We start from the raw sequence: 15,797 nt of genomic DNA, 5'->3' as shown, positions 1-15,797 counted from the left end.
AATGCTCTCCCATGGCAGCCTCCATTGCTAACCATCTGATTATAAAAGAGAGTCGCACTTCAAAATAGAATCCACCGGCACGCCGGCCAGGGAATGATCGGGCAAGGGACCAGCCGCCCGAGCGCGGCCCAGTTCGAAGGCCTTACAACTGACCGATTGCAGCGCCGGGTCCAGCGCCTCGATCCGCACGATGGCCGCCTCCGTCAGCTCCGGCGCCGATACCTGGCCCGATCGCACCAGTTCCGCCTGGCCATGCGCATCCAGGCGGCCGATGGCAATAGCGTCTTCCAGCTTCATTTCAGCCCCTTGCTCCAGACCAGACTCTGTTCGGCGAAGGCCCAGAACAGGGCCATCTGCTTGAACTGATCGGTCAGGCCCGCCCCCGCCTGATGCCCTGCCGCCATGTCTACATGGAACAGGATGGGGGCCGGGCCCTGGTTATGGTCGCGCAATGTTGCCACCCATTTGCCCGCCTCCCAATAGGAGACGCGGTCGTCGCGGATGCCGGCGGTGGCCAGCACCGGCGGGTAGACGGCATCCTTCACATTCTCGTAAGGTGAAATGGAGGCGATGTAATCGTACGCCTCCGGATCAGCCAGCGGATCGCCCCAGTCGGGCCGGAAGGCGGGGACCAGCGGATGGTCCTTGTCGCTCATCGTGTTCAGCATGTCGACAAACGGCACCTGGGCGATGGCCCCGCCCCACAGGTCCGGCCGCAGATTGAGGATGCCGCCCATCAGCAACCCGCCCGCCGACAGCCCATAGGCCACAACCTTGCGGGGGGAGGTATAGCCTTGCTTGATCAGATGGTCGGCGCAGGCGATGAAGTCGGTGAAGGTATTCTTCTTCTTGAAGCGCCGCCCCTCCAGGAACCAGCGCCGCCCCTTCTCCGACCCGCCGCGCGCATGGGCGATGGCGAAGATCCAGCCCTTGTCCACCAGCGCCAGGGCCGGGATGGAAAACTCCGCTTCCGACGAGATGCCATAGGCGGCATAGGCGGTGATCAACAGCTTGGATGACCCATCCAGCCGCTGCCCCTTGCGCATCAGCAGGGTGACGGGCACCAACTCCCCATCCGGGGCCGGCGCCATCAGACGCCGCACCTCATAGCGGTCGGGATCAAAGCCCTTGCCTACCGATTGGGCCTGCACGACGCGGCGCGTGCCGCTGGCCATGTCGTAATCCAGCCATTGCCGTGGGGTGCGCGGGCTTTCATAGATCAGGCGCAGGATGCTGCCATCCTGTTCCTGCACCGGCGCCAGGGTCAGGGCATAGGCGGCCTCGTCGAAGCCGACCGTCTCCTCCCTGCCGTCCCGGCTCGCCACCACCAGCTCCAGCCGGCCATCGACACGCTGCAGGCGCACGAAATGGTCGCGGAAACCCAGCATTTCCAGGATATGGCGGCCCGCCTGGTGCGGGACCCAGTCCCGCCAGTGGGCGCGGCCGGGCCGGGCCGGATCGGCCCGCATCAGCTTGCCATCCAATGCATTGTCGGCATCGGTCAGGATGACCAGTTCCCCTGCCCATTCCTGCACCTTGTAATGCAGGCCGGGCTGGCGCGGCTCCACCAGCATCGGTTCCGCCGTGGGGTCGGCCGCCGGGATCAGCCGCACCTCGTCCACGTCCGGGCCCAGGATATGGATGATCACATGGCTGTTGGATGCCGTGCGCGACAGGCCCATGAACAGGGCGGGATCGGGCTCTGTATAGACCAGCACATCATCACCCCCGCGCGCCGGGCGGCGATAGACCTTGACGGGCCGCGACAGCGGATCGCGCCAGATCCAGAACACATGGCGGCTGTCGGGGGAGAAGGTGACGGCATGGTAGCCATAGGCATCGGCGTTGGGGGTGGTGGTGACCAATCCCGTTTCCAGGTCGCGCACGCAGATACGGTGCCGGTCCCCGCCCTCCACATCCTCCGCCCATACGAACAGCGTGTGGTCGGGGCTGTGCTCCGCCTCGGTAATCCGGAAATAGGAATGGCCCTTGGCGCGTTCCTGCGCGTCCAGCAGCACCTGCTCCGCCCCGCCGCCGCGCGGGCGCCGCGCATGGACCTTATGGTCCTGGCCCGGCCGGACATAGGTGTAATATTCCCACGGTCCGTCAGCGGCGGGCGGGTTGGCCAGATCGGCACCGGTCAGTGCCTGCATGGCCGTCACGAACCCGGCCTGCGTGCCCTTGGTCGGGGCCAGCAGGGCGTCGGCGTAGCGGTTCTCCGCATCCAGATGCGCCCGGATCTCCGGGTCCATCAGGGACGTGTCGCGCGACACCCTGGCCCAGTTGGGATCACGCAGCCAAGCGTAATCGTCGATGCGCGTGCGGCCCAGTTGCACGATGCGCTTGGGCCTTTTCGGTGGACGCGGCGGCGATGGCAAGCCATCGGCCGCAAAGCCGGGCAAGGGGAGCAAGGCGACACCGGCCGCCATCAGGAATGAACGACGCTGCATCACCTTGCTCCTTTATACGCTTACATCGACCAGTGCAGGGTCACGCCATAGGTGCGCGGCCGCACCAGACCCTGGCTCAGGCCGTTCGCCTCCGGCAAGGTGCGGGTGATGCCGCGCTTGTCGGTGATGTTGTTGGCGAAGATCGTGGCCTTGGTCGTGCCGAAGGTGGCACCGATGCGCAGGTCGAACAGGTTGTACCCGCCCTGTTCATTGACCGCGATACCTGGCACGGCGGAGTTCATGTCGCTGATCCCCTTGGACAGATAGCGATGGGCCACCGTGATGGTCGGGTCATACTGCGCATCAAAGCTGTAGATCGCCGTGTTGGAGATGGACCAATCGGCCGAACCCGCCAGTTGCGAGCCCTTCGGCGCCGTACCGTACCACAGGATGAACAAATCCTCCTCCAGCCGCGCCTTCATATAGGTGACGGTGCTCTGCAGGTCCAGATTGGCCGTCGCGTGCCAGGAACCGGAGAATTCCAGCCCCTTGATGGAGGCCGACGCCCCGTTGGAGGCATAGTTGAAATTATCCGGCGTCAGCAGGCGCAGCTGGATGTCGGTCCAGTCCACATAGAAGGCCGTGGCGTCCAACTGCAAGGCGCCATCGGCCAGCGTCGTGCGCAGGCCCGCCTCGTAATTCTTCAGGCTGTCGCTCTTCGATCCGCTGGGGACCGGATAGGTGGACAGGCCCTGAGTATTGGGCGTGCCGAAGCGGAAGCCTTCGGAATAAAGCCCATAGACCATCAACGTCTCGCTGGGCTTATAGGTCAGCGAGAGTTTGGGGGAGAAGCCATCCTCCTTGGTCTTGGTGCGATCAGAGGTCGGGTTGCCGGGGTATGTCGAGAAACCGACGGAGCTGGAGGTGCTGGTCACTTCGGTCTTGTAGAGACGGCCACCGGCCGTGATCTTGAATTCCGGTGTGAAATAGTAGGAGGCCTCGCCGAACAGCGCGCTCTCCTTGCCGGTCAGGTCGGTATAGAAGGCGTTGAAGATCGCATCATCGGGCGCGATGACGGCACCCGAACCGGGCCCGAAAAGCGGCGAGGCGTCGAAGGCGGCGGCGGCACCGCGGGAGCCGAGCTGTTCGTAGAGATGCTTGTCGCTCTCGAAATACATGCCGCCGAACAGCCATTCAAAGGAACCGCCGCCATTGGACGCCAGGCGCAGCTCCGCACTCTTGCCGTCGCTGTCGCCGCCGGAGCGGATATAGAGCGGGTTCGTCAGGTTCAGGCCCAGATCGGCATTATAGGCGCCGCGCCACGCCGTGTAGTCGAACAGGTAGCCCTGGTTCTTCTTTTGATAGGCGCCGAGTGCCGTCAGGGTGGCGAAGCCCAGGTCGCGGTCCAGGCGCAGGCTGTGGATTTCCACGTCCGTGTCATTGGTTTCCGGCAACTCGCTATAGCGGCCGAAGCTGCCATAGGCCGGGTTGCGGTAGGGCGCGTCATCGGCCTCGGTCTTCTGGTAGAGGCTGAGCCAGGACAGTTCCGTCAGGTCGTCCGGCGTCCAGACCACGGACAGGCGGCCGCCGCCCACATCGATATCGCTGGAGCCCTTCTCGCCTGTGCCGGCATTGTCCAGATATCCCGGATCGCGGCGGAAAGTGCCGACGGCGCGCACCGCCAGCTTGTCATCGACCAGCGGCATGTTGACCATGGCCTTGCCGGTCCAGCCGATATCGGCATTGCGGGTACGGGAGATGGTGGTTTCCAGCGCCGCATCCTCCTTGGACGCGTCGGCCTTGTTGGCGATGTAGTTGACGGCACCACCCATGGAGGCCGAGCCGAACAGCGACCCCTGCGGCCCGCGCATCACCTCGACCCGGTCGACGTCGAAGGCATCGATATCGGGGATGACGATGGTCCAGCCGGGTTCGGTCAGTGGCACCTCGTTGATGTAATAGCCCGTAGTGCCCTGGCCCTGCACATTGCCGGAATTGGTGGCCACGCCGCGGATGACGACATGCGAGGTACCGGGCTGGAATTCGTTGAACACCACGCCGGGGGTGCGCTGGATATAGTCGGCGAAGCTCTGGGCGCCGATGGCTTCCAGCTGCGCACCGGAAACGGCGGAGACGGAGCCGGAGACGTCGCGCACGCTCTGCTGGCGCTTGGTGGCGGTGACGATGATCTCTTCCAGCAGGATGCCCCGGTCGGAGGCGGCTTCCTGCGCTGTGGCCGACAGGGGCGCCAGGGCGGCGATGCCGGTCAGCAGGAACGTACGGTGCCAATGGGTTCTGGTCATGTCGAGGTTCCCTGTTCTGGTGAAGGTCGGGGCCGTGATCCAGCCTCTGTTCATATTCAGCCTATGCCCATCGCGCCGGCCCGGCACACCCGGGTAGGTCATTTACTGACGCGATCGGGCCAATTAGGAATGGTTAGCAACAAAATACCCTGATGCGCCGCAGCGTGCGGCCCTGCCGGTCAGTCGCAGAGCGACAGGATTGATAAACCTGAGATTTATCTGCATCCCCGCACATGGAGATTTCCAGCCCTTTTGCAGTGCGTCACACGCCTCTTCTGTGCCCGCCGATCCGCGCCACCAGCCATTGTGCCGCTTCTGTGAAGGCCCGGTCGGCCAGCGGAGAGATCGAGACGGCTTCCAAGAAGCTGTGGCTGGCGCCTTCATACAGGTTCGCCGTCACCGCCACCCCGGCGGCGCGCAGGGCATCGGCCATGGCGATATTCTCATCCACCAGAATGTCGCAGCCGGCGATGGCCAGGAAGGCGGGCGGCAGGCCCGACAGATCAGCGCGCAGGGGAGCGGCCAGCGGGTCCCGGTAATCGTCGGGCCCGCGCAGATAGGCGTCCCAGAACACCACCATCTCCGCACTGTTCAGCATATAACCGTCGGAGCCATAGCGCGCATGTGACGGGGTCACAGCATGGTCGAAGGCGCCATAATTCATCACCATGGCGTCCAGCACCTTCTTGCCCTGCCGCTTCAGCAGCAGGTTGGAAGCCACCGACATGTTGCCGCCGACACTGTCGCCGGCAATGGCCAGACGGGTGGCGTCCAGACCCTGCCCCGCCTCACCGGCCCGCAGCGCGTCGATGACACTGACGATCTCCTCCAGCGCGGTCGGGAACTTGGCCTCCGGCGACAGGCTGTAATCGACGCCGACAACGGCGACGCCGGCACGGGCGGCATATTCCCGCATCAGACGGTCATGCGTATCCAGGCTGAACAGCATCCAGCCGCCGCCATGGACATAGATCAGCACGGGCAGATCGGCACCCGGCACCGGTTCATGGATGCGCACGCGCACATTGCGCGCACCGATGCGCATCTCGCGCGTCCGGGCCATGACCGGGCCGCCTTGGGTCCAGGGCGCCCGCACAATCTCCGCCACCTGCCGCCTGTCGGCCAGGGTCTGGCCCGGACGCGGGGGGTGGGCTGCATAACCGCCATTGATGGCTTCATGGAAGCGCCGGATTTCCGGGGCAAGGTCGGCGGCGGCTTTGATGTCGTCACTCACGAGGCAACTCTCCCGGCAATATCCATGGGGATGATGCTACGGGAGACGGTGGAAAGACCGCTTGCCGGGGCGGGCCAATCACTGCAGCGCATGGGCCGATCCATCCCGTGCATCTTGACCCGGATACCGTGATAACCTTTTCATTGCCGCATCCGGGCCATGGACTATCGCAGGGAAGGAACGGGCGATGAAGCGCAGTGCCGATTATCTGGTGACGCAGCGGCCGGTCATCGCGCTGCAGGACGAATATCCCGCCGGCTTCGTCGATCCATTCCATAGCCACCAGCATACGCAGCTGCTCTATGCCTCAGCCGGGGTTATGTCGGTGGTGACGGACTGCACCTCCTTCGTGCTGCCGCCGCAGCGGGCGCTGTGGCTGCCGGCCGGCACCCCGCATGAAGTGTCATGCCGGGGCCCCGTGTCGCTGCGCACGCTTTATATCGACCCGGCCCGCGACCGGGAGCCTGGCGCCTGCAGGGTGATCGAGGTGTCGGATTTTCTGCGCGCCCTGATCCTGGAAAGCGTCGGCTTTCCGCCCGATTACGACATGAATGGCCGCGAGGGGCGCATCGTCTCCCTGCTGCTGGACGAGATCGAGCGCATGCCCAACGCGCCTTACGAGGTGCGGATGCCGGCGGATGAGCGGCTGCTGCGTGTCTGCCGCGCCATCCTGGCCGACCCGGCCGACAATCGCGACCTGGACGACTGGGCGCAGGTGGCAATGATGAGCCGGCGCACCTTCACCCGCCTGTTCAAGCAGGAAACCGGCATGGGCGTGGCCGTCTGGCGCCAGCAGGTACGGCTGATGGCGGCCTTGTCACTGCTGGCCAGCGGCCGGCCGGTGACGCTGGTGGCCTTCGATGTCGGCTATGACAGCCCCAGCGCCTTCACCGCCATGTTCCACCGCACCTTCGGCGTGCCGCCCAGCCTTTACCAGATGCGCGAAGGCGGCTGAACGGGCCAAGGCAGGATTAAGCGGCATCCAATGTCACAAAGTCGGTGTAGCCCTTGGCGCCCCCTCCATAATAGCTGTCGGCCGGGGCCTGGAACAGCGGCGCATCGCGGCGCAGCCGTTCCACCAAGTCGGGATTGCCGATGAAATGGCGGCCGAAGGACACCATGTCGGCATGGCCCGAGGCCACGGCATCCATCGCCATCTGCCGATCATAGCCGTTATTGGCGATGTAGGCGCCGCCAAAGGCCGCATGCAGTGCCTTGTAATCGAAGGCGGCGACGGCGTTTTCGCTGCGCGTCTGGCCCTCAATGGCGTGCAGATAGGCAAGGCCCAGGCGGCCCAGCTGTTCAGCCAGATAGCCGTAGGTCTGCTGCGGCGTGCTGTCCAGGGGCGTGTCACCGATGGCCGTGGACATGGGCGACAGGCGCACACCCACCCGGTCCGCCCCCCAAATCTCCGCTACCGCCGTCACCACCTCGATCGGCAGACGGGCGCGGTTCTCGATGGAGCCGCCATACTGATCGGTGCGATGGTTGGTGCTGTCGCGCAGGAACTGCTCCAGCAGGTAGCCATTGGCGACATGCACCTCCACCCCGTCGAAGCCGGCCTGCTTGGCCTTGGTCGCGGCGTTGCGATAGTCCTTGATCAGACCGGCGATCTCCCCGGTCGCCAGGGCGCGGGGCATGGTCGGCGGCTCATTGCCATTCAGGGTGAAAACCATGCCACCGGCCTGGATGGCGGACGGGGCCACGGGGGCGGCACCGCCGGCCTGCAGGCTGGCATGCGACACCCGGCCGACATGCCAGAGCTGCAGTACGATGCTGCCGCCCGCCTCATGCACGGCCTGGGTCACGGAACGCCAGGCATCGACATGCGCGTCGGTATAGATGCCGGGGGTCAGGGCATAGCCGCGACCCTGGCGGGAGATGTTAGTGGCTTCCGCGATGATCAGGCCGGCGCCGGCGCGCTGGCGGTAATAATCGACGGCCAGGGGCGTGTGGTTGCCGTCCATATCGGCGCGCGACCGGGTCAGGGGCGCCATGGCGATCCGGTTGGCGACATGGATGGCGCCGATTTTGGTCGGCGTGAACAGGGCGGTTTCAGGAGAGGTGGACATTTCGGTGATCCTTGTGTCTTGAGCACGCTGATGCTCAGCGGCGTTCATTCAGGATATGCAGGGGCGTGACCTGGACGGTGCCATCGGCCAGTTCGGGCAGCTTAGCGAACCAGTCCTGGACATGGGGCGCGGCAACATGGGCCTCGAAATCCGCCTGGCTGGCGAAGATTTCATAGAAGGTGAAACGGCCTGGCGCGTCGCGGCTTTCATGAAGGAAATAGGCCAGATTGTTCGGCTCCGCCCGAACCAGCGGGATCAGATCCTTCGAGGCATCGCGTAAGGCAGCCTCCTTGCCAGGCTTGGCACGAATCTGGGCGACGACGGCATAGGCGCCGTCCGGAATCCGGGGATAGGCCACGATCTCCGCCATCGCGGGCAGCGTGCCACCCAGCAGGGCCGTGGTGATAATGGCGCCGATACCGGCGCGCAGGCGCTTGGATTTGGACATGATCGTCTCCATTCGGCGGCCACGCTCATGCCAGCCGCCGTTCACAAGGTCGGATTGGTGGGGGGTAAGTTCAGCCGGCCGTCAGGTGGCGGCGGGCGGCCAGGGCGTCATCGAAGGTCTTCTTCACGGGGCCCAGCGCCTGGACGAATTCCAGCTGCTCACCCTCCGGTCCCTTGCAATAGATCAAGCGCCAGCCGTTCGACTTACCCTCGGTGATCGGGTTGGAATTAGCTTCAAGGGGGGCTGCTTGGCGCTCCGGCTCCGAATTCACGGTAACCACCCGGTTGGCGCGCACCTGGGTCATGCCGCGTTTGGCGGCTTCCGCTTCCAGGTCGCGAATGAAGGTGTTGAAGTCGACATCGTCGTGGATATGGAAGCAGATATGCATCATCCGCGGAAAGGCCGGGCTCATCGGGTCCAGCGGCTCGGCAAAGCTGTTGCCACCCCCCATAGGCTGGTCGGCATCGCGATATTGCAGCAGCTCGATCACCACATTGTCGAATTGGATGAACCGCACGTCCAGGCGCTGGGCGCCGCCGCGCAGATCGGGTACGCCCAAGGTCCGTGGGTTGACATGCCGTTCGCGCGCCTCGATCTCCTGGTCGGTCAGCAAAGTGTTGTGGATGCGCTCGCCCTGGAAATCACCGTCGCGCATCACCTCCGTGCCGCCCAGGACCTGGGTATAGAAAGCGTAGGCGCGGTCCATGTTCTGGACCGTCAGGCCGAAATGCTGCACGCCCTGCAACCGGGCGCCCAGCGGGCCACTGTTGCGTGCCGCCGCCGACATCCTGCCAGCCGTCTGGGCCGCAGCAGGACTGGTGCCGGCCACGGCCAACCCCGCCAGCATGGCGGCACCGGCACTGCGCATCACATCGCGGCGACCCAGATCGGCCGCGTCAGCCATCAGATGATCAGTCATTTTCATCTCCGTCTGCCAAATGTGAAAAGGATCAGCCCAGGACAGGCAGCGGGGCGGCCGGATCGACCAGGCCGGCGGTACGCAGTTCGCGCCAGAAATCGGCGGGCACCACCTCGTTCAAGGCGGCGCGATCCTCCGCGATGCGGCCCGGACGGCTGGCGCCTGGGATCACGGCCGCAACGGCGGGATGGGCCAGGGCGAATTGCAGGCCGGCCGCTTTCATGCTGGTGCGATGGCGATCGGCGATGGCCTTGATCTTTGCCACCTTGTCCAGGATGGCGGGCGTAGCGGGCGCATATTCGAAGTTCGGGCCGCCGACCAGGGCACCGGAGCTGTAGGGACCGCCCACGACGATGCCCAGGCCGCGTTCGGCCACGGTGGGCATCACCCGCTGCAGGGCCTTGCCATGATCCAGCAGCGTATAGCGGCCGGCCAGCAGGAAGCCATCGGGACGCGGACCCTCCAGACCCAGCAGCAGCTCGATCGGTTCCACCCGGTTCACACCCAGACCCCAGGCCTTGATCACACCCTCGTCACGCAACCGGTCCAGCACCGGAAAAGCACCCTTGCGCGCCGTCTCGAACACGCTCAGCCATTCATCGCCATAGAAATCCTGGGCCACGTCATGCACCCAGACGATGTCGATATGGTCGGTCTTCAGGCGCTTCAGACTGTCCTCGATCGACCGCAGGGTGGCGTCGGCGGAGTAATCATTGACGATCTTGTTGGGCAGGCCGTGCTTGAACACCTCGCCCTTTTCGCCCAGGTCACGGGCGCTGACATCCTCGACCTCGTCCAGGATCAGGCGGCCGACCTTGGTGGCGATGACATAGTCGCCGCGCGGACGGCCCGCCAGCGCCTCCCCCATGCGGATCTCCGCCAGGCCGGCGCCATAGAAAGGTGCATTGTCGAAGAAGCGGATGCCATCATTCCAGGCAGCATTCACGGTGGCGTGCGCTTCGCTTTCCGGGATATCCCGGAACATGTTGCCCAGCGGGGCTGCACCGAAGCCCAGACGGCTGGAAAGAATGTCTTGGAGCGCCATTGTCCTGTCCTCTCGCATTCGGCGGGGGACAAGGCATTCCTGACATTGCCGCCCCCTGATTGGATGAACAGATGATGCGCTCGGCGAATACATTCTTAAAATTTATTGTTTTGATTTTAGATATCACAATAGAATTATATCTAGAGCCGGCGCCAGTCGTGACATGGGGTGCGTTCCAGACGTCGGTTCGGTGTCCCTGCCGCACGCCGAACCGACGACAGCTCCGGGCGTGTTGAGGGCCTGCCCTGCTTGCATGCCTGTCCCGGCCCCAAATCGAAAAAACTCCCCGCCTACCGGGCGGGGAGATCAGTCAAAGCAGTCAACCCAAGATCAAAACCTGGCCTTGGCCGTGACGCCATAGGTACGCGGGCGGGACAGCTGGCCCAGGTCCTGGCCCGTGGCGGAGCCGGACCATTTGGCATCCGCATATTCGCTGAAATACTGCTTGTCCGTCAGGTTCTTGACATAGGCGGTCAGCGACCAGTCCTGATAGGTCAAACCAGCGCGCAGGTCGATCAGGGTGATCGACTTGCGGAAGTCGATATTGTCGGCCGTGTAATATTGCTTGCCACGATGATCGATATCGAAGCGCAACAGGCCGCCGACGCTATCGGTGATATCGAAACTGTACTGGCTGCCGGCATTCAGGGTCATCTTGGTGTTACTGGGAAGCTGGTTGCCCTTGTAGGCGGCGGTACCATCGAAATTCTTGATCTCGCTGTCGGTGATGCCCAGCCCACCGAACAGATCCCAGCCGAGGGCTAGGCGCGCCTGCATCTCCAGTTCCAGGCCGGTCAGGTTGGCGCGGCGGATATTGTCGATGATCTGGGCGCCGGCCACCAGATCGACCTTGAAGATCTGGGCATTCTTCAGCTTGGTGTGGAAGGCCGATCCGTTCAGCACGACCCGACCGTCCGCCATGGTGGCCTTGAACCCGGCCTCGTAATTGGTCGTGGTTTCCTTGGCGAAGATGGCCGGGTTGACGGTGGGCGCATTATACCCGCCCGACCGGAAGCCGGTGGACAGGGTGGCATAGGTCATCACCGCATCAGTCCATTTGTATTTGGCGGTGACTTTCGGCTGCCACTTCTTGAAGGTCCGCTCGCGCACAGCATTGTTGCGCAGCAGGTCGGTCTGCTCGCGCTGGTCGCTGTCGAAGCGCAGGGCGCCAGACAGTTCCAGCTTCTCCGTCAGGTCGACGGCACCCTGCCCGAACAGGGCATAGGCGTCGTTGGAATTGCTTTCGTTACCGAAGACGATCAGCGGGGCGAAACCGGGAATGGTGCCGTTGGTATCGGCAAACACCGTGGTGGTCAGGTCGCGGTTGGTATGCAGGTAATAGGCGCCGGCGATCCAGCGGAAGGGCTGGTCGTTGGGGGACGTCAGGCGCACCTCCTGGCTCAACATCTCCACATCCAGATCCTGGCCCTGGCCCACGGCCTGCGCGGAGGAGAAATCCAGGTCGCCGCGATAGATCTCCTCCACCGTGCTGTAGGCGGTGATGGCGGTCAGGGTGGCGGCCCCGAAATCCCAGTCGATCTTCAGCGACAGGTCATCCATGTCGCGCTGACTCTCACCCAGCACATTCTCATTGGGCTTGATATAGGTGGCGTTCGACAGGCCGGTGGTGCCGAACTGGCTATAGAGCACGGCCCCGCCCTCGGTGCGGGAGACGGACGCGCGGGCATCGACGGAGATGTTCTCCGTGGCCAGCCAGGTACCCTGCAGGCGACCCGTCTTGTCCTGGTAGAAATCGGCCTTGCGATCCAGGAAGGTGTTGGTGATCAGCCCGTCGCTGTCCTGATAGGAGGCGGCGGCGCGGAACAGCAGCTTGTCCTTCACCACCGGCCCGCCCACGGCCGCTATGGCCGACCAGGTATCGCCATTGCCGTACCCGATCTCGGCCGAGCCCTCCATCTTGTCCTTGGGCTGGCGGGTGATGATGTTGATGGCGCCGCCGATGGAATTACGGCCATAGAGCGCGCCCTGCGGGCCCTTCAGCACCTCGATCCGTTCGATATCGAAGAATTGCTGGGTCAACTGCTTCTGGTTGGACTGCGGCACGCCGTCAACCACGACCGCCACCGACGGGTCGTTATTGTTGATCTGGGAGATGCCGCGCACGGTGACGAAGCTGTTGCCCACCGTGAAGGACTGCACCATGCGGATATTGGGCGTCAGCGACAGAAAATCCTCCGCCGTCTTGATGCCCGCATCCTCGATGGCCGTGGCGGAGAAGGCGGTGACGGAGACCGGCACCTCCTGCAATTTTTCCGCACGCTTCTGTGCGGTGACGATGATTTCCTCCAGCACCAGCCCTTCCTGGGCCGCCGCCGGTATGGCCAGGGCCAGGCCCGCCACGGAGAGGGTGAGAAGCCGCCGCGCCGCCGCAGCCCGTCGATCAAGAAGCCGTCCCATGATGCATCCCCATTCCGATTGGTTTGTTTTGCGGCTTAACGATCATGGGCAATCCACATCTTAGCGTATGGCTTGCCTGGAAGCTTTTGATCTTGCCGCGTTCCACTATCATCTTCCTGAAACAACCGCCCGACCGTCAAAGCGGGGGGTGGGTAGCGGCCGGCGCGAAATCGGGTAGCGCCGGGTGGGTGGGTCATCCCGGCACCAGCCCCTCGATGGCCAGGTAATCGCTGTCGATGCCGAAGGCGCGCGGGCCGAAAATGGCCAATGCCGCGTCGGTGCGCATGACCGGTGGCACGCTGACCCCCACCACCTTCACCCGCGCGCCATATTTCAGCGTCTCGGTGGTGATGGGCTCCGCCGTCTCTGCATCCAGCACGCAGACCAGGTCCGGCACCATGGCCAGAAAGGCATCGCCCCGCTTCACGGTCAGATATTCGTTGCGGAAGACGATCTCCGCCGGGGTGGCCCCGGCATCGCCGAAGGGCTGCACCAGCACGCGGCCGAAATTGAAGCCGTCGCGCGTCTCCCGCTTGATGTCGGCCACCTTGCCCTCGGCCAGCACCACGGCATGGCGCGGTTCCTTCATGCAAGACAGAAAGTCCAGCAGGCCCTGTACCGGGTCGGCCCGGCCCCGCCGCGCCTGGGCGATGGCACGACCGATATCCAGCGCCAGCGACAGGGTGCCGGGCACGCCCGCTTCCTTCAACTGCCGGCCCGACATGGGGTAGATGGCCAGGTGTGCGGCACCCGCCATGGCCATGACCGTGGACCGGGCCAGCTGCTCGGCGAAATGGTTGCTCTCCACCTCGAAAGTCACGGTCTCGCACCGGTCATTGGTCATCACGAAGGGGGATGCCTTCAGCCCGTAGATGTTGAAGGTCACCATCTGCAATTCGGGAAAGGCCCTTCCCATGCCGTCGGCATCGACCACAGGCAGGCCCGTGCGCGCCGCCAGGATCAGCGGCAGGGTGGCATTGATGCCGCCGCTTTCGATGCAGGACAGCGCATCGGCCTTGCGGCCCAGCTTGGCCTCCAGCGCCGACAGCGCCTTTTCCAGCGCCTCGATCTTCGGCGCGCGTTCCAGCATCACGGACGGGGCGCCGATGGCGGCGATGGGGATGACCAGGGCGTCATCGGCCACCTGGTCGGGCGGGATGATGGTGATGGTCCGGCCATTCTCCATCTCCTGCTTCAGCAACAGGCGGCCGACATAGGGATCGCCGCCCCCGCCCGTGCCCAGGAAGGCGGCACCGCGCGTGAAATCGACCAGGTCGTTGATGGTGATCTGCATTTTCGGTTCCCTTCAGGCGGCGGTCACGGTGGCCAGGTCGCCCACGGCCTTGGCGCGCACGCGCATGGCATTGCCGGGCATGTAGGCGACGGGGGTTTCCTCCACCTCCATCACCCGCACGGTTGCGGGGTCGGCACCGGCCGCCTCTGCCGCGGCCATAGCCTCCTGCTTGGCGCTGGCCAGGGCGGCGTCGCGGCCCACGCGGTCATAGAAATGGATACGGTCGGCCTCGCCCCCCACCTGGGCCATGGCGGCGCCGATAGCGTTGGCCACGCCGGCATGTTCTGGGATATGCAGGTCCGACACGCCCGCCAGCGGTCGGGAGATCAGCACCCCGCCGCCTCCCACCAGGATGACGGGAACGGCCGTGGCGCTGGTCTTCATGCGGTCGATGGCGGCTTCCGCCAGGGCATGGATGGCGTCGACGGCGCCCGCGACCAGGGCCCGGTCCAAACCGGCTACGGCAGACGCATCGCCGATGCCGCCGCGACCCGCCGCCACCGCAATATCGGTGGCCGTCAGCACGTCGCCGCCGAAGACCAGCCCCTTGGTGATCAGGTCATAGCCGACGCTGCGCGGGCCGACGGTCACGCGACCATCCGGCTGCTGCACCACCAGGCTGCCGCCGCCCAGGCCGATGGAATGGAGGTCGGGCATGCGGAAATTGGTCCGCACCCCGCCGACATCGATGGCCATGGAGGTTTCACGCGGATAGCCATGCGCCAGCACGCCGACATCGGTGGTGGTGCCGCCAATATCGACGACGATGGCATCCTGCAGCCCCGACAGCCAGGCCGCCCCCCGCATGGAGTTGGTCAGGCCCGACGCGAAGGTCAGCACCGGGAACCGTTCCACATGGTCAGCCCCCATGATGGTCCCGTCATTCTGGGAGATATAGAAGGGTGCCGCGATGGAGAGTTTCTGCAGCGCCGAGCGGAAGGCGCCGACCACCGTGACCGACATGGCGGACAGGGCGGCGTTCATGATGGCCGCATTCTCCCGCTCGATGATGCCCATGCGACCCACCTCGCAGGACAGGGTCACATGCACATCAGGGATCATCTCCCGCAGGATGGATGCTGCCCGCTGTTCCATCGCGTCATTGATGGGGGAGAAGGCGCAGGAAATGGCGACATGGCGCAGCCCCTTGCGCATTATGTCGCGGGCCGCCGCCTCGATCTCCGCCGGACTGAAGGGCGCGATCTCCCGCCCGTCGAACTCGTACCCGCCATGGGCCCAGTAGATATGGTCGCCGATGACGGATGTGAGGTCCGACGGCCAGTCGATCATGGGCCGGACCGAAGTGTTGGACGGCAGCGACAGGCGCAGCACCGCCACTTCCATCAGCCGTCGCCGCTCGATAAAGGCGTTGGTGAAATGGGTGGTGCCGATGGTGACCTGGGTGATGGCGGCCGGCGGCACGTCGGCCTGGGCCAGCACGCCCCTTATCGCCAGCACCACGCCCGTGCCCACATCATCCGTCGTCGGCGTCTTCAGGGCCGCGATCACCCGCCCTTCATGAATGATCACGGCATCGGTATTGGTTCCCCCGACATCCACCCCAATGCGCATTGCGGACACTCCCTTCGCGGCCTCTGTGTTGTGCCTGATCATGGCGAAGGGGAACGGCGGCAGCGACAGGGGTCGGGGGTAGGGTGGGAAACGGCGTTGGGT

Annotated in this window: 12 protein-coding genes; 1 reads left to right on the top strand and 11 read right to left on the bottom strand. The window is 64.7% G+C overall.

All coding sequences use genetic code 11. The annotated features are described in order from the left end of the window. Positions 1-39 precede the first annotated feature (39 nt). The 4 genes from AC1Q7F_RS15440 to AC1Q7F_RS15425 form a co-directional block, all read right to left on the bottom strand. The gene (locus tag AC1Q7F_RS15440; RefSeq protein WP_492508353.1) at positions 40-297 is read right to left on the bottom strand and encodes a hypothetical protein; all 258 of its coding nucleotides are present in this window, start codon (positions 295-297) and stop codon (positions 40-42) included. Beyond that, complete coding sequence (locus AC1Q7F_RS15435; protein ID WP_492508351.1) at positions 294-2,450, bottom strand: S9 family peptidase; 2,157 nt, start codon at positions 2,448-2,450, stop codon at positions 294-296. The genes AC1Q7F_RS15440 and AC1Q7F_RS15435 overlap by 4 nt, the downstream gene beginning before the upstream one ends. A gap of 20 nt (positions 2,451-2,470) precedes the next feature. After that, a complete protein-coding gene (locus AC1Q7F_RS15430) occupies positions 2,471-4,693 on the bottom strand; it encodes a TonB-dependent receptor (protein WP_492508349.1) in 2,223 nt (740 codons plus the stop codon). A gap of 262 nt (positions 4,694-4,955) precedes the next feature. Further along, positions 4,956-5,927 (bottom strand): alpha/beta hydrolase, encoded by a 972-nt coding sequence (locus AC1Q7F_RS15425; protein ID WP_492508347.1) that lies wholly within the window; start codon positions 5,925-5,927, stop codon positions 4,956-4,958. A gap of 187 nt (positions 5,928-6,114) precedes the next feature. Here AC1Q7F_RS15425 and AC1Q7F_RS15420 point away from each other — a divergent pair, with 187 nt between their 5' ends. Beyond that, the gene (locus AC1Q7F_RS15420; protein WP_492508345.1) at positions 6,115-6,882 is read left to right on the top strand and encodes an AraC family transcriptional regulator; all 768 of its coding nucleotides are present in this window, start codon (positions 6,115-6,117) and stop codon (positions 6,880-6,882) included. 16 nt (positions 6,883-6,898) lie between these two features. On the opposite strand, the gene AC1Q7F_RS15415 is transcribed toward AC1Q7F_RS15420, so the two are convergent. The 7 genes from AC1Q7F_RS15415 to AC1Q7F_RS15385 all read right to left on the bottom strand — a co-directional run bounded on the left by AC1Q7F_RS15415 (position 6,899) and on the right by AC1Q7F_RS15385 (position 15,695). Further along, positions 6,899-7,999: an alkene reductase gene (locus AC1Q7F_RS15415; protein WP_492508343.1), complete on the bottom strand. Its 1,101-nt coding sequence runs from the start codon at positions 7,997-7,999 to the stop codon at positions 6,899-6,901. 34 nt (positions 8,000-8,033) lie between these two features. Then, positions 8,034-8,447 carry a putative quinol monooxygenase gene (locus AC1Q7F_RS15410; protein WP_492508341.1) on the bottom strand — a complete coding sequence of 138 codons (414 nt, stop codon included), beginning with the start codon at positions 8,445-8,447 and terminating at the stop codon, positions 8,034-8,036. Between the two features lie 70 nt (positions 8,448-8,517). Next, positions 8,518-9,366, bottom strand: a complete 849-nt coding sequence (locus AC1Q7F_RS15405) for a VOC family protein (RefSeq protein ID WP_492508339.1) — start codon at positions 9,364-9,366, stop codon at positions 8,518-8,520. 31 nt (positions 9,367-9,397) lie between these two features. Then, positions 9,398-10,411 carry an aldo/keto reductase gene (locus AC1Q7F_RS15400; RefSeq protein ID WP_492508337.1) on the bottom strand — a complete coding sequence of 338 codons (1,014 nt, stop codon included), beginning with the start codon at positions 10,409-10,411 and terminating at the stop codon, positions 9,398-9,400. Between the two features lie 330 nt (positions 10,412-10,741). Continuing rightward, positions 10,742-12,829: a TonB-dependent receptor gene (locus AC1Q7F_RS15395; protein WP_492508336.1), complete on the bottom strand. Its 2,088-nt coding sequence runs from the start codon at positions 12,827-12,829 to the stop codon at positions 10,742-10,744. A 193-nt stretch (positions 12,830-13,022) separates the two neighbouring features. Further along, entirely contained in the window at positions 13,023-14,123 is a 1,101-nt protein-coding gene (locus tag AC1Q7F_RS15390) for an S-methyl thiohydantoin desulfurase family protein (RefSeq protein ID WP_492508334.1), read from the bottom strand. A 12-nt stretch (positions 14,124-14,135) separates the two neighbouring features. After that, complete coding sequence (locus AC1Q7F_RS15385; RefSeq protein ID WP_492508332.1) at positions 14,136-15,695, bottom strand: hydantoinase/oxoprolinase N-terminal domain-containing protein; 1,560 nt, start codon at positions 15,693-15,695, stop codon at positions 14,136-14,138. Positions 15,696-15,797: the final 102 nt, after the last annotated feature.

The organism is Niveispirillum sp. GW835-FHT14G11 (assembly GCF_058793615.1).
This window is presented reverse-complemented; position numbering and strand designations above follow the sequence as displayed.

Coding starts and splice junctions, on each gene's coding strand:
- AC1Q7F_RS15390 (WP_492508334.1), bottom strand. CDS start 14,123: ATGCAGATCACCATCAACGACCTGGTCGATTTCACGCGCGGTGCCGCC.
- AC1Q7F_RS15395 (WP_492508336.1), bottom strand. CDS start 12,829: ATGGGACGGCTTCTTGATCGACGGGCTGCGGCGGCGCGGCGGCTTCTC.
- AC1Q7F_RS15420 (WP_492508345.1), top strand. CDS start 6,115: ATGAAGCGCAGTGCCGATTATCTGGTGACGCAGCGGCCGGTCATCGCG.
- AC1Q7F_RS15385 (WP_492508332.1), bottom strand. CDS start 15,695: ATGCGCATTGGGGTGGATGTCGGGGGAACCAATACCGATGCCGTGATC.
- AC1Q7F_RS15405 (WP_492508339.1), bottom strand. CDS start 9,366: ATGACTGATCATCTGATGGCTGACGCGGCCGATCTGGGTCGCCGCGAT.
- AC1Q7F_RS15415 (WP_492508343.1), bottom strand. CDS start 7,999: ATGTCCACCTCTCCTGAAACCGCCCTGTTCACGCCGACCAAAATCGGC.
- AC1Q7F_RS15430 (WP_492508349.1), bottom strand. CDS start 4,693: ATGACCAGAACCCATTGGCACCGTACGTTCCTGCTGACCGGCATCGCC.
- AC1Q7F_RS15435 (WP_492508351.1), bottom strand. CDS start 2,450: ATGCAGCGTCGTTCATTCCTGATGGCGGCCGGTGTCGCCTTGCTCCCC.
- AC1Q7F_RS15440 (WP_492508353.1), bottom strand. CDS start 297: ATGAAGCTGGAAGACGCTATTGCCATCGGCCGCCTGGATGCGCATGGC.
- AC1Q7F_RS15410 (WP_492508341.1), bottom strand. CDS start 8,447: ATGTCCAAATCCAAGCGCCTGCGCGCCGGTATCGGCGCCATTATCACC.
- AC1Q7F_RS15400 (WP_492508337.1), bottom strand. CDS start 10,411: ATGGCGCTCCAAGACATTCTTTCCAGCCGTCTGGGCTTCGGTGCAGCC.